18 protein-coding genes and 1 other annotated feature are annotated in these 22,031 nt (G+C 41.2%); of the genes, 5 read left to right on the top strand and 13 right to left on the bottom strand.

Annotated elements, in window-relative coordinates:
- Position 1: 1 nt before the first annotated feature.
- From QMF37_RS04765 to QMF37_RS04740, 6 genes are all read right to left on the bottom strand, one after another.
- Positions 2-469, bottom strand: a complete 468-nt coding sequence (locus QMF37_RS04765) for a prepilin-type N-terminal cleavage/methylation domain-containing protein (RefSeq protein ID WP_283476888.1) — start codon at positions 467-469, stop codon at positions 2-4.
- Positions 470-602: 133 nt separating this feature from the next.
- Positions 603-1,814: a type II secretion system F family protein gene (locus QMF37_RS04760; protein ID WP_283476887.1), complete on the bottom strand. Its 1,212-nt coding sequence runs from the start codon at positions 1,812-1,814 to the stop codon at positions 603-605.
- Between the two features lies 1 nt (position 1,815).
- Entirely contained in the window at positions 1,816-2,856 is a 1,041-nt protein-coding gene (locus tag QMF37_RS04755; protein ID WP_058385646.1) for a type IV pilus twitching motility protein PilT, read from the bottom strand.
- Positions 2,857-2,860: 4 nt separating this feature from the next.
- Positions 2,861-4,519 (bottom strand): GspE/PulE family protein, encoded by a 1,659-nt coding sequence (locus QMF37_RS04750; protein ID WP_058385647.1) that lies wholly within the window; start codon positions 4,517-4,519, stop codon positions 2,861-2,863.
- Between the two features lie 22 nt (positions 4,520-4,541).
- Positions 4,542-5,945: a VanW family protein gene (locus tag QMF37_RS04745; protein ID WP_283476883.1), complete on the bottom strand. Its 1,404-nt coding sequence runs from the start codon at positions 5,943-5,945 to the stop codon at positions 4,542-4,544.
- Positions 5,938-6,345 (bottom strand): hypothetical protein, encoded by a 408-nt coding sequence (locus tag QMF37_RS04740; protein WP_149456297.1) that lies wholly within the window; start codon positions 6,343-6,345, stop codon positions 5,938-5,940. The genes QMF37_RS04745 and QMF37_RS04740 overlap by 8 nt, the downstream gene beginning before the upstream one ends.
- Before the next feature lie 314 nt (positions 6,346-6,659).
- On the opposite strand from QMF37_RS04740, the gene QMF37_RS04735 reads away from it, so the two are divergent.
- From QMF37_RS04735 to QMF37_RS04725, 3 genes are read left to right on the top strand one after another with little or no spacing between them, the layout of a single operon-like run.
- Positions 6,660-7,064 carry a type IV pilus modification PilV family protein gene (locus QMF37_RS04735; protein ID WP_071154337.1) on the top strand — a complete coding sequence of 135 codons (405 nt, stop codon included), beginning with the start codon at positions 6,660-6,662 and terminating at the stop codon, positions 7,062-7,064.
- A complete protein-coding gene (locus tag QMF37_RS04730) occupies positions 7,057-7,611 on the top strand; it encodes a PulJ/GspJ family protein (RefSeq protein ID WP_283476880.1) in 555 nt (184 codons plus the stop codon). Before QMF37_RS04735 ends, QMF37_RS04730 begins: the two co-directional genes overlap by 8 nt.
- The gene (locus tag QMF37_RS04725) at positions 7,608-9,398 is read left to right on the top strand and encodes a PulJ/GspJ family protein (protein WP_283476879.1); all 1,791 of its coding nucleotides are present in this window, start codon (positions 7,608-7,610) and stop codon (positions 9,396-9,398) included. The genes QMF37_RS04730 and QMF37_RS04725 overlap by 4 nt, the downstream gene beginning before the upstream one ends.
- 38 nt (positions 9,399-9,436) lie before the next feature.
- On the opposite strand, the gene QMF37_RS04720 is transcribed toward QMF37_RS04725, so the two are convergent.
- On the bottom strand, positions 9,437-11,140 hold the full coding sequence (locus QMF37_RS04720) for a sensor domain-containing diguanylate cyclase (RefSeq protein WP_283476877.1): 1,704 nt from the start codon (positions 11,138-11,140) through the stop codon (positions 9,437-9,439).
- 46 nt (positions 11,141-11,186) lie between these two features.
- Complete coding sequence (locus QMF37_RS04715; RefSeq protein WP_283476876.1) at positions 11,187-12,374, bottom strand: bifunctional folylpolyglutamate synthase/dihydrofolate synthase; 1,188 nt, start codon at positions 12,372-12,374, stop codon at positions 11,187-11,189.
- Positions 12,375-12,444: 70 nt separating this feature from the next.
- Between QMF37_RS04715 and QMF37_RS04710 the strand changes: the two genes are divergently transcribed.
- Both QMF37_RS04710 and QMF37_RS04705 read left to right on the top strand, forming a co-directional pair.
- Positions 12,445-13,308, top strand: a complete 864-nt coding sequence (locus tag QMF37_RS04710; RefSeq protein ID WP_283476874.1) for an ATP-grasp domain-containing protein — start codon at positions 12,445-12,447, stop codon at positions 13,306-13,308.
- Complete coding sequence (locus tag QMF37_RS04705; protein WP_283476872.1) at positions 13,305-14,102, top strand: ATP-grasp domain-containing protein; 798 nt, start codon at positions 13,305-13,307, stop codon at positions 14,100-14,102. Before QMF37_RS04710 ends, QMF37_RS04705 begins: the two co-directional genes overlap by 4 nt.
- A 267-nt stretch (positions 14,103-14,369) precedes the next feature.
- Here QMF37_RS04705 and QMF37_RS04700 read toward each other — a convergent pair whose 3' ends face one another.
- The 5 genes from QMF37_RS04700 to hemC all read right to left on the bottom strand — a co-directional run bounded on the left by QMF37_RS04700 (position 14,370) and on the right by hemC (position 22,019).
- On the bottom strand, positions 14,370-17,003 hold the full coding sequence (locus QMF37_RS04700; RefSeq protein WP_149456302.1) for a valine--tRNA ligase: 2,634 nt from the start codon (positions 17,001-17,003) through the stop codon (positions 14,370-14,372).
- Positions 17,004-17,053: 50 nt separating this feature from the next.
- Positions 17,054-17,276: a binding site (T-box leader), on the bottom strand.
- 856 nt (positions 17,277-18,132) lie between these two features.
- The gene (gene hemL, locus QMF37_RS04695) at positions 18,133-19,419 is read right to left on the bottom strand and encodes a glutamate-1-semialdehyde 2,1-aminomutase (protein ID WP_078080313.1); all 1,287 of its coding nucleotides are present in this window, start codon (positions 19,417-19,419) and stop codon (positions 18,133-18,135) included.
- A complete protein-coding gene (hemB, locus tag QMF37_RS04690; protein ID WP_283476870.1) occupies positions 19,416-20,399 on the bottom strand; it encodes a porphobilinogen synthase in 984 nt (327 codons plus the stop codon). The genes hemL and hemB overlap by 4 nt, the downstream gene beginning before the upstream one ends.
- Positions 20,396-21,097: a uroporphyrinogen-III synthase gene (locus QMF37_RS04685; RefSeq protein WP_283476868.1), complete on the bottom strand. Its 702-nt coding sequence runs from the start codon at positions 21,095-21,097 to the stop codon at positions 20,396-20,398. Before QMF37_RS04685 ends, hemB begins: the two co-directional genes overlap by 4 nt.
- On the bottom strand, positions 21,090-22,019 hold the full coding sequence (gene hemC / locus QMF37_RS04680) for a hydroxymethylbilane synthase (protein WP_058385661.1): 930 nt from the start codon (positions 22,017-22,019) through the stop codon (positions 21,090-21,092). The genes QMF37_RS04685 and hemC overlap by 8 nt, the downstream gene beginning before the upstream one ends.
- Positions 22,020-22,031: the final 12 nt, after the last annotated feature.

The following is a 22,031-nucleotide window of genomic DNA, read 5'->3' as shown; positions in this document are numbered from 1 at the left end:
GTTATTTGGCAATCGTTATCGTTGTTGGTGTTGTTCTAGTTGAATTTGGTGTTGAACTAATTTTAGACTTAGTCGCATTAGCAAAAGTGATGATTATATCTCCAGCTCTTGAAGATCCAGACAACTCTAAACCTTTACCAGATGTAGTCTCCTTAGTAATTACTACACCTGCCAATTCAGCTGAAAATGTCCCTACATCTTTAATATAGTTACCATCCACTAGTTCTTTACCAGTTATAGTTCCCGCTCCGTCAACTGCGCCGCCATTGTCTAGTAGATATAAATCCGCAGCAGCAAGAACACTCAAAGCATCCGATTTCGAAGCTCCTACTCGACTGTTTTCAATAATTCCTCCAATCGCCGGAATAGCAATTGCAGCGATAATGGCGATAATAACGATAACAGCTAATAGCTCGATTAAAGTCATCCCTTTTTCGTTATTCAATTTTTTTTGTAGATATTTCTTCATTTTCTTTTCCCCCTATTTTTTTACTTTTATATACTACTTTGAGTACGTCTCAATTATAACAATAGAACCAATTATAGCAATAGCTTTTTCTTGCTATTTTACAATTATTTTAAAAATAAATGTAAATATTACATTACATACTGTCTACATTATTAAACATTTCAAACATCGGCAGCATAATAGATAGCACTATAGTACCAACTAATGCGGCAAGTAATACAATCATTAAAGGCTCAATTAGCGCTTTCAGTCGATCTGTTTCTGCATCTACTTCACTTTCATAGAACTCAGCCACTTTTAATAACATGTGATCCAGCGAACCCGTTTGTTCTCCGATTGAAATCATATGTGGAATCAGTGGTGGAAATGCCCAGTGATTGCGCATCGGTTCTGTTAAAGAACCACCACGTTCGAGCGAGTCACGTGAAGCGATCAACACTTTAGACATCACCGCATTGCCGACTACTTTTTCAACCATTGTCATCGCTTGCAAAATTGGAACCGAACTTGAAAACATTGAACTCAGCGTTCGAGTCAAACGTGCCAACGCCGATTTTTTGAAAATTTTACCGAATATCGGCATTCGAAGCAACATCGTATCAAGCAGCATTCTGCCTTTTGTGCTTCGCTTCATCGTCCAAAACAAAACACCGATCAATAGCACGACGATAATGATTACATACCAATATTGGATAACCAGGTTACTTGCTTGCATCACCACTTGCGTTAATAACGGAAGTTCACCACCAAATCCTTCAAACATTTCAACAAACATCGGGACAATTGTTGCTAACAAAAAGATCACAACACCGATAGCAATAATACCAACAACCGCTGGATAAGACATAGCGGAAACCACCTTTTGTCTCGTCTGGTATGCTTTGTCGTAATGAGTCGCCAAACGGTCTAACGATTCGTCGATATTTCCGGACATTTCACCTGCTTTGATCAAATTAATCGTCAGAGGCTCAAAAATTTTGGGGTGTTTTGCTAAACTATCCGATAAGCTATTCCCTTTTCGCAACTCATCTTCTATCATTGCGAGCGTCTTTGCTAATGCTTTTGATTCGACTTGTTGAGACAAAATACGAATGGTATCCACAATCGTCACTCCAGCACGCATCAATGTAGAAAACTGACGCAAGAACATAATAAATTGATCACGTTTCACCGGATTTCCAATACTAATATCCTTTTGGAGAGTCGTGGTTTCAATTTCTTTAATATCAATTACTTTGATGCCGTCATCACGTAATTTAATAATCGCTTCTCTGCGGTTTCCGGCAGTAATCATTCCAGTTCTTACTTTCTTGGTATCGCGTCCTTCGTATTTGAAGCGTGCCATATTAGTCTTCCCCTCTTAAATAGGGGTGAGCCACTTGACGCGTGATTTTCCCACTCGTTAACAGTTCTTGAATCGACGTTGACATCATGTGCATGCCCGCTGCACGATTGGTCAAAATGACGTTTGGTATTTGGTGTACTTTTTCGGTACGGATTAAGTTCGCAACGGCCGTATTATTAATCATGACTTCTGTTGCAGCGATACGGCCTTTACCATCTGCTTTTGGTAACAAACGCTGTGAAACAACGGCTTTTAATACACCACCCAGTTGCGTGCGGATTTGCGCTTGTTGACCCGCTGGAAACACATCGATAATTCGCTCGATTGTAGATGACGCGCTAGATGTATGAAGTGTTGCCATCACCAAATGTCCTGTTTCAGCCGCCGTAATGGCGGTAGTGATCGTTTCCAAGTCACGCATTTCTCCAACTAAAATAACATCTGGATCTTGGCGCAAAGCCGCTCTCAAGCCATTTGAAAACGAATTGGTGTCAAAGCCAATTTCTCGTTGGTTAATAATTGATGTACCGTGTCTGTGTAAGTATTCAATTGGATCTTCTAACGTAATAATATGCTTCGTCATTGTTTCATTAATATGGCGAATCATTGCAGCCAAGGTCGTCGATTTACCAGAGCCTGTTGGTCCAGTGACTAATATCAAACCTTGATGAGTTTCGGCAAGTGTTTTTAGTATGGCTGGCATTTTTAATTGGTCAATTGTTGGAATTCCTGAAGCAATGGCTCTAAAAGCATGCGATACAGAGCCTCGCTGCTGAAACGAATTGACACGATATCTTGCAACACCAGGTAACGAATAGGCATAATCCATTTCTCCTTTTAACACAAACGTGTCCCATGCTTTTTTGGGAATCAACGCTTCACTGATTTCTCTCGACTGATCTGGCGTTACGATTTGCTCGCCGTATCGCTGAAGTTCTCCATTCATCCGAAAGACCGGTGGGATACCTGCTGTTAAGTGAATGTCTGACACATCTAACTTACTGGCTGCTGTTAATATTTCATCTATATAGGTAGTAGGCATAGGCTTAATCCATCATGGCAACGCGCAGAACTTCTTCTGTAGTTGTCATGCCCTCCTTCACTTTTGATAGACCATCGTCAATCAAGAAAATCGTTTTGTTTTGCAGTGCAATTTCGCGAATTTCTCCAGCTGTTCCGTTACGATTGATAATGTCTTTTATTTCTTCGTTGACAACAAGCACTTCATGAATCGCCATGCGACCACGGTAGCCCGTCATGTTGCATTGTGAACAACCACTCCCACGCGCAATTGTTTCAATTGTTAAACCTCTTTTTTCAAAAATATGCTTTTCGCGTTCCGTCGCTTGATGGATTTCACGGCAATCTCGACAGACACGACGGATTAACCGTTGTGCAACTACCGCATTTAGAGAAGCCGTTACAAGAAACGGTTCTATGCCCATGTCCATTAAACGCGTAATCGAAGCAATTGAATCATTCGTGTGAATCGTACTCAGCACTAAATGACCTGTAAGTGATGCCCGTATCGAAATATCAGCTGTTTCTTTGTCGCGAATTTCCCCTACCATGACGATATCGGGATCTTGGCGCAGGATAGAACGAAGTCCAGCCGCAAAAGTCAAGCCGACATTGGTATTTACTTGAATTTGGTTAATGCCTTCTAGTTGGTACTCAACCGGGTCTTCTACCGTAATAATATTAACCTCTTCACTATTTAACTTGTTCAAGGCTGCATAAAGAGTCGATGATTTACCTGAACCGGTAGGACCAGAAATCAAAATGATACCATTTGGTTTGTCAATTTCACGCATAAAGCGCTCCATATTCAGTTCACTAAAGCCAAGCTTGGAAATATCAGTTAAGTTTGCACTTAAATCTAAAATTCGCATGACAACTTTTTCTCCGTAGACAGTCGGCAATGAAGAAACCCGCAAGTCGATAGGTCGCATATCTACATTTGTTTTAATCCGACCATCTTGTGGAATCCGGCTTTCTGTAATGTCAAGATTCGCCAAGATTTTAATGCGCGCTGTGATCATCCCTTGCATCGCTTTTGGCAATATACGTTCCGTTCGGAGGGACCCATCAATTCGGTAACGAATCAATACTCGGTTTTCTTGAGGATCCATGTGAACGTCACTTGCTTTTAGCGATACAGCCGTTGAAAGAATCTGACTGACTAAACGGACAATCGGTGCATCTAAGTCTCCCATATCTTCTTGTTGTCCTTGCTCTTTTTCAGGCAAATCAACAATAAACTCATCAAACGATTCTTCGTCATAATACTTAGAAATTGTTTTAGTAACATCTTCTTTTGAGGCGATTACTGGCGCTATCTGAAACCCCGTTGTCAATCGAAGATCATCAATCGTAATATAATCCATCGGGTTTGTCATAGCAATAAATAATTTATCACCTTCTATTTTTAGCGGCACTAGCTGATTGCGCTTTGCCATTTCCTTTGGCACCATATTAAACAAGTTTTTATCGAAAGGATAACGGAACAATGAAACGTGTGGAATGCCTAATTGCACTTCAAGAGTTTCAATCAGCTGTTGTTCTGTAATCAATCCTCGTTGTAATAGCGCATCTCCTATTTTTTGTTCTGGTTTTTTGGTGTTGAGGGCTTCATCAAAGTCTGACTGTGTTAACAAGCCATGGTCGACTAGAATATCCCCCAGTCGCTTACGTATTTTTGCCAAGCTTTTTCCTCCCTCACATCGATTAAGGATTAACTAAATTTCCACCCTTATCATATATAGGTTTATCGGTTTCCGAATTCTTGTCTGAATTTGGAGTTGAATTATTTGTCTCTTTGTCTGTAGAACTATCTGTCTTACCAGAATCAGCTTCAGTTTTACCGTTTTCAGCCGCTTGCTCTTTTCCTGATTCAGAATCAGCTTCGCTCTTTTCGTCTGCTGATTCACCCGGTACCTGTTCTTCTTCTGGAGATCCATCTAATCCTGTTTCTGGAACTGCTTCTGCAGGAGGAGCTGTTAATGGATAAAGTTCTATACGATTAATAGGTGGATAGAAGTCAGTAGAGATGGCTTCAACTTTTAGCTCGTCTCCGTTACCCATAATCGACCTGACTATTTCAACACGAACACCTTCGCTCCCTTCTTCTTCTATTGCTTTTCCAGTCGTAACAAAAGCACTGTACTGCTTAATCAATCGAGGATTGACAGTTTCTTTACTAGAAGTTGAAACAGTATAGTCATACACAAAGGGAAAGCCTTCTAATGACGCAATTAATGAATCACCCGCAAATGCTGTATTTAATGTAAAGGAACTAGCATTTGGATTAGAAAAAACCAAGTCAATGCCAAGCGAACGATTAATGGTTGCTTCTTCGCCAATAGCAATCTTTTCTGGAATTCGATTTCCAATACTACGTTCTTCTATTTTGAAATTCGTCTTGAGTACTACCGCATAAATTGCCGAAGCGATTTCAGTAAGTTCGGAATCTGATAATCCAATAGGTTTTAGTTCATTGATAAAGGTTAAAAAGGAAAATTTTTCACCAGGAGCAATCTGCATACCATTGATGGCTGCCACAACAGCTACTGTGTTTTCATTGATTGATACTTGTGGGAAAGCTACTTTTGATACGGTCTCTTGTTCAACATCAAGAGAATCATCACTAATTGTTACGGTTGTTTTTTCAAGACCTGCTTCAAGCGCTTCTTCTAATTTTACGTTAATTTTTTGTACTTCTGCTTCAGAAAATGCCACTCGCGGGAAATTCTCAGTTAAAAAGCGCTCAGTGGTCTTTTCTGGAAGGTTGTATAAAAAACTATTTTGCATACCGGACTGTGCCTGCTGAGCTGTTTCTTCTAACAGAATTTCTGCATCATCTAGCGGATAATTTGCAGTAGCATCTTGATATCTTACTAGTAATTCGGAAGACTGATGCCAATTTTCGAGCGTTCCAGAAAATTGCGCCATAGCTCCAGCTACTTCCATGTTTGAAACATTTGTTGTGCCTATATACGTATCGTCACCAAATTGCTCTTTTGGAAATAGCCATTTGTCTATGACTGTAGCTCCTGCATTGGAAACGCAAAAAAACAACAACCCCGATAAAAAAATTGTTAAAAACGTCTTACCGAAAACTTGATTATTCAACTTTCTGTTCCTCCTTAATCACAGCGATTGTCTGCATACCAAATGGCTTCTCAACTATCGGTTCATGCACTGATTGCTGAATCGGTTCCACATGTTTAGGTTGTTTCAATGACGTGCTACTTTTTTTGTTCCTGCGCTCTTGAATAAGTTGCTGATTTTTTAGTTGTTCTTTTTCAAGGAATTTCGTATAACTCAATGCAACTAGTAAAGAAACTCCAAGTATGCCAGCTATCGAAAGAATTAGTGAAAATGTACTTTGCATAAAAAGTCCAATGGCAGCCACGAATATACCTCCACCTAGTAAGATCATCCTATTTTTTCTAATATCACCTTTTGTAAAAAAATACAAAATAGACAACGTACTTGCAGCAAAAATTATGAATAGTAAAATGCGAATCATTAAAACTCCCCCTGTATAGTCAGTACTTGATACTGCAATGTTAAAAATAATCTTTCCTTTTAATTTGTAAATTAAAGTAATAAGATAGGTTAAAGTATCTCATCTGATATAGCTATAATACAAGATAAATGGTATAAATAGTAGTGAATTATAAAAATAGTTATCAATACTTATTTCCTATTTAACGTATAATTTATTACATTTTTATGTGGTCAAGTTACAACTAAAATGATATACATAACAAGATGGTTGAACTTTCTAAGTTATTACTACTACTTTTTACATAAGCGGGTGAAAATACAATGAGGTTTTATATGAATAACGATAGAGGGTTTACACTAGTCGAGGTACTTGCTTCCCTAGTCATTCTTTCTATTGTATTGACGAGCTTTACAGTAGTTTTTGCGAATACAAATCGGTTGGCAGTATCCAATAATGAAAAATTGGTAGTCATTAATTTGGCTGATGCCTATTTGGAGAGGGTTAAAGCTAATCCCTCTGAATTTATTACCCCTTTTCCACCCACTATACAAAATGCTAGTAAAGGTAAAGTACAAAGTTCTTTTGAAATGAATAGTAAAAAGTATAAAGTTACCATCAAAATTTCGCAAACTACAGATGAATTTAACAAACTGTCCCTCTTGAATGTAGTGGTTACGGTTAATTCTGAAACATCAAAACATAAAAGTTCAGTGGAAGGATATGTTCCATATGATTAAAATCATAAAAGACAATAATGGTGTGACCTTAGTTGAACTATTAGCCACCCTTGTAATCGTAAGTATTATCGCCACTCTTACGTACTCCGTTCTTTTTCAAGGATATTCAAATTACCAAAGAATTCAAGTTGAATCACAACTTAGAGACGAAGCTGACTTAATTATGGCAAGTATGGTAAAAGATTTGTTTGTACTGAAGAAGTCTCAAATAAGCTTAAAAAATCAATGTACTGCTGGAGTTAACAAATCATTAATCGAGGTAAAAAAAATTAAAGCCAGTAATGGAACTATCGAAATCTATAAAACTGGATTTGAGAATGGTAAAGTTTTCGTGAAAGGGAATGAGATTAATTTCTATAACGACAATATTAAGCTCTTGAATACTGATTGCAGTCCCCTTTCTCCTACTATAATTAGAAAAAAAGACGATTCGAATACCTATACAATTATCTTTACCCTGCAAACAATAAAAGGGAAAACTATGCATTCGATAAAATTTGAAAATACAATTAATGTAATTGATGATTCTAAGGAGGCTTCAGGATGAATAAATCATTAGTTAATGAAAAAGGATACTCCCTGATACTTACCTTAGTGGTAATTGTGTTGTTTAGCATCCTAGGTGCTAGTTTGATGGCCATGACTTTCAACGGAGCACAAAAAAATAGTACAAGAGAGCACATAATTCAATCTCAAGATTTAGCTACCAAAGGAATAGTAAGAATAGAAAAAGAAGTGTCTGCCCAATTAAAGATTTTTCCTACTCAATATAAAAATGGCATGACAAATACTCAGTTTGAAGCCCACTTTAATAATATAACTAACAATTTTTTATGCTCAACAAAGAAAGATATATCAGCAGTCGATGAAGCAGGAGATGGAAAATTTAAAACATGCATTGATAAAATTAATGACTTAACTGGTGGTAGCGGTAGTAAAACGAAAAAAGAATTGGTTTTCAAAAGTACTGGTTATAAAGGCAACCAAGAATCGGTTGTTTATGAAACTATTGTCATGGGCGCAGATGATGTCCAAAAAGTTCTCAACTACACCGTTTCTACTGTGAAAAAGGGTGATAATGGTGGGAATTTTCTTCTTAACGGCGGCTCTGAAATTACTGGTGATATGAACATTGCCGGAAATATATTTTCTACTAATAACGGCCATGGGGACGGAGGCTGGCTTCAAAGTGTATATCCCCGCTCACTCAAAACGCTCAACAGTGATAATAATTTAGTAAACAGCAAGCTTAATTTGGGTGGAAAAGCGTATCAATTTAGAAGTACTCCTAATAGAACTTATGCACAACACATTACCGGAGACTTTACTAACTCAAACTATAGTGAACTTAGCAGAGAAAATACCGAAAGAATTTTTGCTACTGACTATGCGCCTGATGTTCAATTCGAAGTCGAAAAAATTAAACCTGTTAATTTTGTAGATGAATTTAATATTGATAGAAGCTCTTATTCAAAAGTAACGAGTAATACAACTGTTACATCGGATCTAAGCTCCAAAACTTCAACTAATTACGCAAAAAACTTAACAATAAGAGGTAACGGTACTGATGTTAAATTTGATAAAAATATATATGTTAATGAAGATCTTACGATTGGAAACTCTTCCAATAGCAACTTCGAAAATATTTCAATTGAAGGGAAAAGAATCTATGTAAACGGCGATGTCACTATTAATAAAGTTAATCTTCAAGCAAATTTCACCATGTTCGTAAAAGGAAAAGTCTCTATTCAATATGTAACAATTTCTGGTATTAAAGAAAAAGATATTCAAAGAGGATCACTAATTGTCTTCTCAGATGGAAACTTCATTCTTTCAAATTTGTCTGAATTTCTTGATACTCCTAGTACAGTCAATGGTTTCTTTTATTCCTCTGGGACTATGGAGTTATATGGTTTTGGTTCCAACACAAAAATCATTGGAGGTGTTGCTGCTAATAATATTGTTTTGAATGCAATGAAGGGTAAATCAAAGAAGGATCTATCTGAATGGCAACAAACAGTTCAAAATGGAACCAAAGAAGAATGTCGATTTTCGTTTAAATCACCTGGAAGTGAATGGCGCTATGAAAGCTTTTTGTATTGGTGTAGAGACGTACCTGATATATCCTCTGTTCTGAAACCATATCAAACAATTAACAATCACTTTTACGAAACTAGAGAAAACCAAGAAAGCGCCGCCTCAAGACTTCAAATTATTTACGACCAAGAACTATTAGATACGTACAAAAATACAATCGATTACACAAGTAGCGTTATTCTGCCGCAAAATATTATTGACCCAATAAAAAAAGAGAGAAGTCTTAATCCAGACTAAAAAAAGACGGGGATGATCCCCGTCTTTTTTCTTTATTTTTACTTTACATACGCCGCAACCTTGTTCCGTCCTGCCTGCTTTGCGCCAATATACAACGCCCTGTCCGCATTTCGAATGAGCGTCATTCCTTCATCACTGTCGTCAGGTGCAGTTGATACACCCATGCTCATCGTAATGTGGACAATTTGTTGCTGACGATCTGCTCCTAGATCGTTTTCGATTAGAAAATCATGATTTTCAATGCGCTTGCGCAAATTTTCAGCAAGTAACATAGCGAGCTCTTTGCTGTAATTTTGAAGCAATACGACAAATTCTTCGCCGCCGTAACGAGCAATCGTTCCTTCGTCGCCAATCTCTTCTCTTAATATGTCCGCTAGCTGCATGAGGATATCGTTGCCGCTTTGGTGTCCATACCGATCGTTTATGCTCTTGAAGTAATCAATGTCCATCATGACTAAGGACAATTGATCCAGTCGTCCTTCTTTCAGTTCTTTTATGCAGCTTTCTAAGCTTTCATCTAGGTAGCGGTAATTATACAATTTGGTTAAGCCACAGCGTTCGCTTTTGGCAATAACTTTTTGCATATAGCCGGCTTTTTCCAGTGACACGGCAAAATACGTACTGAGGATTTCTAAAATTTGCAGTTGGTGCTTGGCGAAGGCGTATTTCTTTTTAGATGCCAGTACAAGCACCCCTTCTATTTTGTTGTTGCGTGCGATAGGTGTCGCCATGATGCTTTCTGTATCTGCTGGAAAATTGCCTGTCACCAATTTTCCCCAATCTGCTTTTTCATTGTAGATAGAAGATTCGCCGGTCAGGATGGCTTGTCCCGCGACGCCCTTTTTATAGGGGACTGGGGCAATGTTACGCGACTCAAATTGATCGTTTTCATAAATTCGCAAAAATTGCTGCAACTCGTTACGGTAATCGATGACATAAGTGTATTCAACTTTAAACATTTTCGCGACTTGTGCGACAAATAAGTCGAGTATTTCGTCTGTCTCTAAACGCGCAGCAAGTTGATGACCGATTACGCCCGCTTTTTTTAAGTCGCTATTAATTTGCTCTGAATGGTTGTACATTTTCATGACCACAGTCATTGTCAAAAACGGTACTCCTAGTAAAACCAGTGCGGCGATACCAATATAGGCTTCGAATAGATACAACGCAATGGCATACGGAAAAACCAGCAGCATTAAAGCGAAGTCCCATATGGCGTCTATCGAAAAGAACTTGCTGCGATTGCCTGTCGTATAATCATATAAGTAATAAATGATTTGATTGCTCAATACGGAAGCTACTTGGAAGATCAGTCCGAAGATGATAACAGTTGTCAGGTTGAGCGAATTAAACTCACCCCCTACTGCGATATATGTTAGGCCAGCAATGAGCGAAACAGCTAAAAACATCATGGAGTTAAAAGGAATTCGCACCGACTGCTCCTCATCTGTCCGACTGCGATACAAAACTATGAGCATGGTCAATTGTGAAACCAGTATTTCAATAAAAATTCCATACTTTAAGAACAGTGCAACTGTCACCCATTGCACTAAAAAAGTCGACGCCCCGTTAATATTCATCGGCATCAAACTCATTAATACAAAAAACAACACATAAGCAAACAAGTTCCAAGGATCCTCTATGGTCGGTGGGAACAACTGATAAGCAATGATTAAACTTATCGGCACCAACAATACCCACAGCATCCAAAGAATTTTTTTCCGTTTATTGTTACCGGCCATAACTTCCTTCCCTTCCTTATGCAGCTATCTATTATTTAACCTATGCCTATGACTGATAACATTGAAAAAATGGAGAAGTAGAATTTCTCAGAACAGTAAGCAGGTAAATCGAACCAGTGACTATAGTCACTTCCTCATTATCTTGTACAGGTAATATATCATACCAATTTAGAATTGTCTTCCTTTTGCTAGAGTTTTCTGAAAATAATATTTCTGCGGGTAACGCTCTGCTGTCATCAAAGTCAACAAAGGTAAAATGATCGCTAACCGTTTCTAATTGACGCAGCACACTCGCATAGTCTTTTCCTTTCAGTACTCCCATAACAATGTGAATCGGACGATTCGGAAACAGTTGTTTGATCGTCTCAACCAATGCTTCGGCGCTCGCTTTATTGTGGGCACCGTCAAAGAAAACTTCAGGAAAAACTTTTTCAAACCGGTAAGCGATATGTGCAGATGTCAAGCTTTGTAGAGCTTTTTGTTCGCTAAACCTAGCGCCAAGCAGTTCTCTCGCAGCTTCTAATGCCAAACTCGCATTTACTAACTGATGCGGTCCTTTAAGTTTTAGTTGAACAGTAGCTAACTCTTGTGGTTGGATTACTTCAGCATGCAAATCGTTCGCAGTGGCTTGAACGATTTCCAATGCTTCACGTGGCAGTTTACCCACTACGACAGGTTTCCACTTTTTAATAATTCCTGCTTTATGCCAAGCGATTTCTTCTATTGTAGTACCAAGAAAGTTTGTGTGGTCCATGGAGATGGATGGGATGATCGCAATTTCTGGATGGATCACATTTGTGCTATCCAATCCTCCCCCCATTCCTGCTTCAATAATGGTAAAGTCAAGTGCATGATTTCGAAAAATCATAAATGCGGCTGCTGTTAACAGTTCAAAATCCGTTAATGGTGTTGTTACCATACTTAACTGTTTCATCACCAGATCAAGTTCATCTGAACTAACCGGATTTCCATCGATTTGAATTTGATCATGAAGATTTTCAATGCAAGGCGAGTAAAAGTTACCGACACTGTGTTCGTGTGCTTGTAAGATCGCCGACAGAAACGTTGCGGTGGATCCTTTGCCATTTGTTCCAGCCAGATGAACAAACTTGCCTGCTTTGTGTGGATTGCCTAATTCCTCCAGAGCAGATGTGATGGCCTCTAATCCAGGGTGAATGGCTGAGTCTGTCTGTATGTTCCATTTTGTTTTGTATTGTTCTAGTCCGATGATCATAAAGAGCCTCTTTTCTTAGTAAACATGATACACTTTTTAAGTAGGATATTAGCCCGAAGGTGGAATGGATATGACAAGTTGTTGGGTTATTTATAACGGAAGTTTAGTTTCCGATAAGTTTGAAGACCAAGCTAGGCTGGTTGCCGAGGCAGCAGAAAGAGCCGGCATAGATGTAAAAATTATGAAAAATTATGAGGTTGTAATGGATTTATCAGTCAATTTAAGTATACCCGATTTTGCCGTGTTATTGGATAAAGATATCTTACTTGGCTACTTTTTAAAAAGTCGAGGGGTGCCCGTTTACAACGACCCCGCAGTGATTGATTTATGCGACAACAAAGCGACTCAATATGTCCAACTAGCAGCGCACGATTTGCCCATGCCACGGACGATTGTTGCCCCAAAAGTTTATCCGAACTTCTCCATAATGGAATCTGGTTATTTCGAGAAAATTATCAATCAGTTGAACTTGCCGATGATCATTAAAGAAGGTCACGGCTCTTTTGGCATGAAAGTCTATTTAATTGAAACCGAAGCGCAATTTTACAAAAAAGTCGATAGCCTACGAGGTGTCGATTTTGTATTCCAGGAATTTATCGCATCGAGCCGCGGTCGCGACATTCGCGTTAATATTGTAGGAGATCAAATTGTGGCAGCGATGTATCGTCATTCTGAAACAGATTTCCGCGCGAATATAACAAATGGCGGTGTGGCGTCGCCAATCCAACTAACTGCCGTCCAAGAAAAACTAGCGTTGGAAGCTGCTGATGCCGTTGGCGCCACCTTTGCTGGAGTCGATTTGTTGTTTGGTGACAACGATCAGCCATTAGTATGCGAAGTCAATGCCGCCGCGCACATCCGCAATATTTTAAATGTCACAGGCATTAATGTCGCAGACGCCATGATTGCCTATATAGTGGAGGACTTAGCATGAAACTTCTCTATGAAACAGCGGACGCAAAACGCAACCACGAATTTATAGAAGAACTGCAGCGTTTTGTTGATGTTCGTTTGATCCAATGGGACGATTGGAGTTCAAACGGACTCCAGCTACTCGCGGAAACCGTTAAAAGTGAAACCGTGGTGTTTCGCGCGCGGCGCCCTCAAGCTGCACGATTTCTAGAAGACCAACAGGTTCGACTGGTAAACCGTGCCGAAGTCAACCGCATTGCCAATGACAAATGGCAAAGTTATCAATTGTTTCTATTCCTTGGAGTTCCTGTTATTCCCAGCTACCAAACAGCAACTGAATTTCCGTGTGTGGCAAAAACCGCAGACGGGCACGGAGGTTCCGAAGTTTGGCTGCTCCAAGCCGTTCAAGACATGCCCGTTACCTCTTCGCCACTGATTTTCCAGCCGGTCATTCCGCACCAAGCGGACGTCCGTGCTTATGTAATCGGCAATAATGTCATTGGTGCTGTCAAACGCAGCTCTAAAGACTCTTTTAAAGTGAACTATTCTCTCGGCGGTACTGTTGAGAAATACATCCTCACTGCCGCTCAAGAAAAGGATGTCTTACGTATTGCCCGCGCTTTAAAAAGCGACTATGTCGGAATCGATTTTTTACTATTAGAAGACGGTCAGCACCTGTTCAATGAAATCGAAGATCCTGTTGGGGCCCGGTCATTTTATAAAACACACGAAGAAAACATCGCCGAATTGTTAGTAGAGTACCTGCGAACACTGGAACAACATGCACCGTTCGGGCGGGAAGATCGACCGAAATGATTTCTAGTTAAGTTGGACTATTTTTTACCTCTGGATATTCTGCCGGAGTCTGCTTTATTTTTATGTAAACACCGAAAAAATTCGACATTTCTGATTTAGTGAATTTCTTAGCGTCGGCGTGTTCAGCGGCTAAGCGAAGCGAGAAGGCTCGCTTTTTGCGAGAGCTATACCAAAACGATATGTGAAATGTCCATTCCTAAGTCTAATTTATTAGCTTGTTAACTACAAAAAACCGCTCTCCCCATTGGGAAAACGGTTTTTTTCGTTTTACAAGTTCTTTAATTCTTCGATACGTTTTTCAACTGTTGCGTGTTTTTCTAGGTAATCGGCTTGTTTCGCACGTTCTTCGGCGACAACTGCTTCTGGCGCTTTAGACACAAAGCGTTCGTTCGACAATTTGCCGCTCACGAGCTTGACTTCTTTTGCCCATTTTTCGCGTTCTTTACCGAGACGCGCAAGTTCTGCATCAATGTCGATCAAGCCTTCAAGTGGCATAAACAATTCAGCACCGGATACTACTGCAGACATCGATTTTTCAGGAGCTACCATGTTTTCGCCGATCGTTAAGGTTTCCGGGTTACAGAAACGTTCGATATACGCGGCATTTGCTTCTAGCACGGCATGCGTATTGGCATCTTTTGCCGAAATCGTCAACGGCACTTTTTTGCTCATTGGCGATTGTACTTCTGCACGGATCGTACGTACAGAACGAATCACATCCATTAACAGCTTCATGCTTGAAGACTGACTTTGGTCTGTTAATGAGTTATCTACTGTCGGCCACGCCGCAATGGTAATCGATTCACCTTCATGCGGCAAGTTCTGCCAAATTTCTTCTGTAATAAATGGCATGAACGGGTGCAATAAACGCATCGTGTTGTCGAGTACGTAAGCAAGAACTGAACGCGTCATTTTCTTCGCTCTTTCGTCCTCACCGTATAATGGCAATTTCGACATTTCGATATACCAGTCACAGAAATCATCCCATATAAAGTTGTAAAGTGAACGGCCCACTTCGCCAAATTCATAGCGTTCTGCAAGTTCCGTTACTTGTTCGATGGTTTCGTTCAAACGCGTCAGAATCCATGAATCCGCAACGGACTTTTTGCCTGACAAGTCGATTTGGTCGTACGTCATGCCTTCCATGTTCATCAACGCAAAACGAGACGCATTCCAGATTTTATTGGCAAAGTTCCAAACGGATTCGACTTTGTCATTTGCGTACCGAAGATCTTGTCCTGGAGACGAAGCTGTTGCGAGGAAATAACGCAGCGAATCGGCTCCGTACTCAGAAATGACGTCCATCGGGTCAACGCCGTTGCCGAGTGATTTGGACATTTTACGCCCTTCAGCATCGCGCACAAGTCCGTGAATCAAGACATCTTTAAACGGTTTTTCACCCGTGAATTCTAAAGCTTGGAAAATCATCCGTGACACCCAAAAGTTAATGATGTCGTAGCCTGTCACCAATACGTCCGTCGGGTAGTAACGGCTAAGATCATCGTTTTCTTCTGGCCAGCCAAGTGTCGAGAACGGCCATAAAGCAGATGAGAACCACGTGTCTAATACGTCTTCGTCTTGTGTCCAGTTTTCAGCGTCTGCCGGTGCTTCGTGACCTACATAGATTTCGCCTGTTTCGTTATGATACCAAGCTGGAATTTGATGTCCCCACCAAAGTTGGCGCGAAATACACCAATCGCGAATGTTTTCCATCCAGTGCAAATAGGTTTTCTCAAAACGATCCGGCACAAAGTTAACACCCGCATCGTTTTTTTGTGCCTCAACTGAAGCAGCAGCAAGTGGCTTCATATCGACAAACCATTGTGTTGATAGGTAAGGCTCAACCACTGCTCCGCTACGCTCAGAATGGCCTACTGAATGCAAATGCTCTTCAATTTTAAATAACACATCCAGGTCTTGCAGATCTTTGACAATTTGCTTCCGACATTCAAAACGATCCAGTCCTTCATACTTGCCAGCGTTTTCGTTCATCGAACCGTCTTCGTGCATAACTAGTACGCGTTCTAAATGATGACGGTTTCCAATTTCAAAGTCATTCGGGTCGTGAGCCGGTGTAATTTTTACAGCACCACTTCCAAATTCTCTATCTACGTAATCATCCGCTACAATTTCAATTTCCCGGCCAATAATTGGCAAAATCACTTTCTTGCCGATCAAGTGCTGGTAACGCTCGTCTTTCGGGTGAACAGCAACGGCTGTATCGCCAAGCATTGTTTCGGGACGTGTCGTGGCGATTTCAATATGACCACTACCATCTGCAAGTGGGTAACGCATATGATAAAACGCACCTTGTACGTCTTTGTAAATAACTTCAATGTCGGAAATCGCTGTTTTTGTGTTTGGGTCCCAGTTGATGATGTATTTGCCGCGGTAAATGAGTTTTTTCTCATACAGCTTAACAAATACTTCTCTTACTGCTTTTGATAAGCCGTCATCTAATGTAAAACGCTCACGCGAATAATCAAGACCTAGCCCTAATTTTGCCCATTGCTCGCGAATGTGCCCTGCGTATTGATCTTTCCATTTCCATGATTCTTCAAGAAACGCTTCGCGTCCTAAGTCATAACGTGAACGTCCTTCTTCTTTTAATTTGCCTTCTACTTTGGCTTGCGTCGCAATACCGGCATGGTCCATTCCTGGTAACCATAACGCATCAAAGCCTTGCATGCGTTTCATACGTGTCATGATGTCTTGTAATGTTGTATCCCACGCGTGGCCTAAGTGCAACTTGCCGGTAACGTTTGGTGGTGGAATTACAATGGTATACGGCGTTTTGCCGCTTTCAGGTTTTGCTTCGAAGAATTTGTTGTTGACCCACCAATCGTAACGCCCTTTTTCAATCGATTGTGGATCGTACTTGGTGGACATTTGTTCAGTCATTGGAATTCCTCCTTTAATTTCTGGTAGAACGCAAAAAACTCCCGTCGTCTGTAAAGGACGAAGGAGTTTTTCGCGGTACCACCTTTATACACAGGTCCACTTGCACACCTGGCTCTCAAGTTTCATAACGGATGTTCAGTCCGGTTCCCGCTACTCGTTTCACGGCAACTGCTCGGAGGTGACATTCAACTGGACGCTCATGAAAACCTCTCACCAACTGGTCTTCTCTCTGAAATGTAACGTACAATTTACTATCCTCTTCAACGCATGAATATCTAATTACTCTTATTGTACTCAATACTTGGTTTTAGCGTCAAGTTTATTTTGTAAGGTTTGATTGAGGTGGTAGTTATTTCTGCTTTCTTATGTCGCTTCGGTCGCTTTGGGCATGGCTCCCGCAATAAGCCCGGAAGTTCACCGGTCTTTTTGCTTTGCCTAGCCCGTGCTCGCTCCTTGCTTAGTCAATGGACATGGCTTTGGTGGTGTAGGGTAGGTAGTTGGTGTTGTTTCGTTACTTCGCCTAGTGAATGAAGATTGATGTGGGGGTGCAAGCTCGAGAAAGTAGCCTCGCTTTCTTATGCCGCTTCGGTCGCTTTGGGCATGGCTCTCGCGATAAGCCCGGAAGTTCACCGGTCTTTTCGCTTCGCCTAGCCCGCGACGCGCCTCAGCTAGGGACTGCTGGATGCACAAGTGCACCTATTTTTATGTGGGAGTAGAGGGTGTAAGGCTCTGGAGACGCTCGGCCGCGGTGGTGCACGCGCCTCAGCTAGGGAGTGGTGGATGCATAAGTGCACCTATTTTTATGTGGGAGTAGAGGGTGTAAGGTTCTGGAGACGCTCGACGGCGGTGGTGCACGCGCCTTCGCTGAGTAAGGTTGCATTGAACTGGGATAGTCGTTTTTCTTAGGTTCTATACATCGCTTCGGTCGTTTTGAGCGTAACAATGTGAGACGAGATGAATAGCTTGGAGCGAGCTTTGGAACAGCAATACCGATTTTCTATATCTTGCTAATTTTTCACTACTAACTATTGAGATAAAAGCGACTACTTAAACAGATCAAAATCACTCTAAAAAAAGGGCTATCCCAAAGGGTCATTTTTATGACCTTTCAGGATAGCCCTGTCTATTTTTAGCGTGCCAATTTAGCAAATACGGCATGGAATGCTTCTACGGTTTTTGCGATATGCTCTTCCGTGTGGGCAGTCGATAGGAACATGCCTTCAAATTGAGACGGCGGCAAGTAAATACCTTCTGCCGCCATTAAACGGTAATAGTCAGCGAACAAATCGGTATCTGAAGTTTTCGCTGTTGCAAAGTCGACCACGTTTTCGTTTGTGAAGAAAAAACCAATCATCGAGCCTGCACGGTTGACTGTGTGCGGGATGTTGTATTTGGTTGCAGCTTCTCGGAATCCTTTTTCAAGCTGGTCGCCGCGTTCGATAAAAGTGTTGTAGCTTTCTTCTGTTAAACGAGACAACGTTTCAAAGCCTGCGCGCATTGCGAGTGGATTTCCAGAGAGTGTGCCTGCTTGATAAATAGAACCACTTGGTGCGACTTGCTGCATAATTTCACGCTTACCACCGAATGCACCGACTGGTAAACCGCCGCCGATTACTTTACCGAGACACGTCATGTCGGGTGTAACGCCGTAATGACCTTGTGCACAATGATAGCCAACACGGAATCCGGTCATGACTTCGTCAAAAATAAGAAGCGTGCCGTTTTCGTGCGTTAAGTTGCGCAGCTCCATTAAGAAGCCTTCGTTTGGCGGAACCACGCCCATGTTTCCAGCAACCGGTTCTACGATAACTGCCGCTAGTTCACTGCCGTATTCTTGGAAAGCCATACGAACGCTTTCTAAGTCATTAAATGGCACGGTAATGGTATTTTTAGCGACTGATTCGGGTACACCTGGTGAATCTGGCAAACCTAAAGTTGCGACACCTGAACCTGCTTTGATTAATAGACTGTCGCCGTGACCGTGATAGCAGCCTTCGAATTTCAAGATTTTATCGCGGCCGGTATAGCCACGTGCTACACGCAATGCACTCATCGTTGCTTCTGTTCCAGAAGATACCATACGAATCATTTCAATCGATGGAACGCGTTCCATAACTAGTTTCGCCATCGTATTTTCAAGTTCAGTTGGCGCACCGAATGACGTTCCAAGCGCTGCTGTTTCTTGAATTGCGTTGACGACTGCTGGTTCAGCATGGCCTAAAATTAATGGGCCGTATGACAAAACGTAGTCAATATACGAATTTCCGTCAATATCTGTAATTGTGGCACCGCTTCCTGACTTCATGAAAATCGGATCCATATTGACCGATTTAAAGGCACGGACTGGGCTATTAACGCCACCTGGCATTAAAGTTTTTGCTTCAGTAAATGCGGCTAATGATTTTTCGTATGTCATTCTTTTCCCTCCAACCAGCGTGCTGCGTCTTTCGCGTGATAAGTCATAACGATATCTGCTCCCGCGCGTTTCATGCTCAATAAAGTTTCTAAAACGATTTTCTTTTCATCAATCCAGCCATTTGCGGCAGCTGCTTTGACCATCGCGTATTCACCCGATACGTTATAAGCGACAATCGGTACATCAAAATTATCGCGAACTTCACGGATAATGTCTAAGTACGACAAAGCTGGCTTAACAATCATGAAATCTGCACCTTCTTGAATATCAGAAGTTGCTTCACGTAACGCTTCCATACGGTTTGCTGGATCCATTTGGTACGTTTTACGATCCTCAAATTGCGGTGTACTGTGAGCCGCTTCACGGAAAGGTCCGTAATAAGCAGACGAATATTTAACACCGTACGACATAATGGGTGTGTTTTCGAATCCCGCTTGGTCAAGTCCGTAGCGAATTGCAGCAACAAAACCGTCCATCATATTTGATGGTGCAATAATGTCAGCTCCAGCTTTTGCTTGAGAAACCGCAGTGCGTGCTAGTAAATCTAGTGATTCGTCATTTAAAATCACACCATTTTCGATTACGCCACAATGGCCATGATCGGTATATTGGCACAGACAGGTATCTGCAATAACGACTAACTCAGGATGACGATTTTTCGCAAAACGGATGGCTTCTTGAGTGATACCATGGTCGTGATAAGCTTGTGTGCCAACCGCATCTTTTTCGTTCGGTACGCCAAAAAGAATAACAGAAGGAATTCCAAGGTCCACCACTTCATCTAATTCTTCACCTAATTTATCCAACGAAAAATGGAAAACGCCTGGCATTGAAGAAATTTCTGTTTTAATGTTTTCGCCTTCTACAACAAAAATCGGATAAATAAAGTCCTCTTTATGCAAGCTCGTTTCGCGAACCATTGAACGGATATTAGCAGAACCGCGCAAACGACGGTGACGGTTAAAATTTAATTCTTTCATTTCGACAAACTTCCTTTCGCTATTTCATTGATAACTTCTATATACGTATATTTTTTAGGCGTGTAATCCACTGTTCCGCCGCTTTTTAGTATCGCCTTTTTCGTAACGTGGCCAATCGCCGCGGTGCGGATATTCGACCAATCTCCACCTGCTTGTCGGTACGCCGACACAGCAGAAGGACTGGCGAAAAGAACAATAACGTCTTTTAGTTGAACGACCAGCTTAGCGTTTTCGATATTCAGAATGGTATCGTAAACAACCCACTCATCCACTTGCATCGACATAGAGGCGATGGTGTTTTTCGCCATTTGACCTTTAATAAACAAGCATTTGGCGACGCCAGAAACAGGTGGGAATTCTTCGATAAAATGATCGGCACTAAAAACTTTCGGTATAAAATCAACGCTGTGGCCATGCCGTTGCAACACAGCAGCCGTTTGATCGCCTACTGCTGCAATTTTAGCGCTAACGGTTTCATCCAGTTGACAAAACACTTCAGCACTTGTACGGCTAGTAAAAATTAACCAGTCATAGCCTGCAAAATCCGGTTTTTTTGACTGCCGACTTATCGTTTCCACAAGTGGCAAGTAACGTGTTTGGGCACCAAACGACTGTGCATGTTCAAGCGCTTCTATAGGTTCTCTGGAACCTGTAAAAATCACAGTTTGACCTTCGAGCAAATTTTCTTTTTTAGACATTGCTTTCGGCTTTGACGCGCTGAATTAACTCATAGCCGCCTTGTGCACTAATTTTCTCAGCTACGATGCGGCCAGCTTCGATTGGATCGCGACTAATCGCCACTTCTTTGAAAACTTGATCAGCTTCTGGTGAAGAAATTAGTCCAGTAAAGGTGATTTCTCCCTCGTTCACTGTTGCATATCCCGCAATGGGGACTTGGCAGCTGCCATCCATGTCTTTGAGGAATTTACGTTCTGCGTTAACAGCTAATGCTGTATTGTCATCGTTAAGTTTCGCTAATTCAGCCATCAATTCTTTGTCGTCTTCACGGCACTCGATCCCTAATGCGCCTTGTCCGATTGCTGGCAGGCATTCGTCCACTTCCATAAATTCAGTGACTAAGTCATCTTTCCAGCCCATCCGTTTCAAACCAGCCGCTGCTAAAATAATGGCGTCAAAATCGCCCGCATGTAATTTCGCAAGACGTGTATCAATATTGCCGCGAATCCATTGAATATCAAGGTCCGGACGTATTAGTAACAATTGAGAACTGCGACGCAAACTACTCGTTCCAACAACTGCGCCAACTGGCAATTCCATTAATTTTACATGGTCGTTCGCAATATAAGCATCACGCGGGTCTTCACGTTCAGGAATACACCCAATTGCAAGACCTTCAGGTAATACAGAAGGCATATCTTTCATGCTGTGAACAGCAAAATCGATTTCTTTAGCAAAAAGAGCTTGTTCAATTTCTTTAACAAATAAGCCTTTGCCGCCTACTTTTGATAGCATCACATCAACGATACGGTCGCCTTTCGTGACAATTTCTTTGATTTCAAATTCAAATGGTACGCCTGCTGCTTTTAACTTATCAATAAACTGATTTGTTTGTGTCAACGCCAACTTGCTTCTTCTTGAACCTACAATAATTTTTCTCAACTAAATCCTACC

The organism is Planococcus sp. S3-L1, assembly GCF_030063085.1.
Lineage (GTDB): Bacteria > Bacillota > Bacilli > Bacillales_A > Planococcaceae > Planococcus > Planococcus kocurii.
This window is presented reverse-complemented; position numbering and strand designations above follow the sequence as displayed.

Excerpts from the sequence above, each read along its gene's own strand:
- QMF37_RS04765 (WP_283476888.1), bottom strand. The coding sequence starts at position 469 with ATGAAGAAATATCTACAAAAAAAATTGAATAACGAAAAAGGGATGACT.
- QMF37_RS04760 (WP_283476887.1), bottom strand. The coding sequence starts at position 1,814 with ATGGCACGCTTCAAATACGAAGGACGCGATACCAAGAAAGTAAGAACT.
- QMF37_RS04755 (WP_058385646.1), bottom strand. The coding sequence starts at position 2,856 with ATGCCTACTACCTATATAGATGAAATATTAACAGCAGCCAGTAAGTTA.
- QMF37_RS04740 (WP_149456297.1), bottom strand. The coding sequence starts at position 6,345 with ATGATTCGCATTTTACTATTCATAATTTTTGCTGCAAGTACGTTGTCT.
- QMF37_RS04735 (WP_071154337.1), top strand. The coding sequence starts at position 6,660 with ATGAATAACGATAGAGGGTTTACACTAGTCGAGGTACTTGCTTCCCTA.
- QMF37_RS04730 (WP_283476880.1), top strand. The coding sequence starts at position 7,057 with ATGATTAAAATCATAAAAGACAATAATGGTGTGACCTTAGTTGAACTA.
- QMF37_RS04725 (WP_283476879.1), top strand. The coding sequence starts at position 7,608 with ATGAATAAATCATTAGTTAATGAAAAAGGATACTCCCTGATACTTACC.
- QMF37_RS04720 (WP_283476877.1), bottom strand. The coding sequence starts at position 11,140 with ATGGCCGGTAACAATAAACGGAAAAAAATTCTTTGGATGCTGTGGGTA.
- QMF37_RS04715 (WP_283476876.1), bottom strand. The coding sequence starts at position 12,374 with ATGATCATCGGACTAGAACAATACAAAACAAAATGGAACATACAGACA.
- QMF37_RS04710 (WP_283476874.1), top strand. The coding sequence starts at position 12,445 with ATGACAAGTTGTTGGGTTATTTATAACGGAAGTTTAGTTTCCGATAAG.
- QMF37_RS04705 (WP_283476872.1), top strand. The coding sequence starts at position 13,305 with ATGAAACTTCTCTATGAAACAGCGGACGCAAAACGCAACCACGAATTT.
- QMF37_RS04700 (WP_149456302.1), bottom strand. The coding sequence starts at position 17,003 with ATGACTGAACAAATGTCCACCAAGTACGATCCACAATCGATTGAAAAA.
- hemL (WP_078080313.1), bottom strand. The coding sequence starts at position 19,419 with ATGACATACGAAAAATCATTAGCCGCATTTACTGAAGCAAAAACTTTA.
- hemB (WP_283476870.1), bottom strand. The coding sequence starts at position 20,399 with ATGAAAGAATTAAATTTTAACCGTCACCGTCGTTTGCGCGGTTCTGCT.
- QMF37_RS04685 (WP_283476868.1), bottom strand. The coding sequence starts at position 21,097 with ATGTCTAAAAAAGAAAATTTGCTCGAAGGTCAAACTGTGATTTTTACA.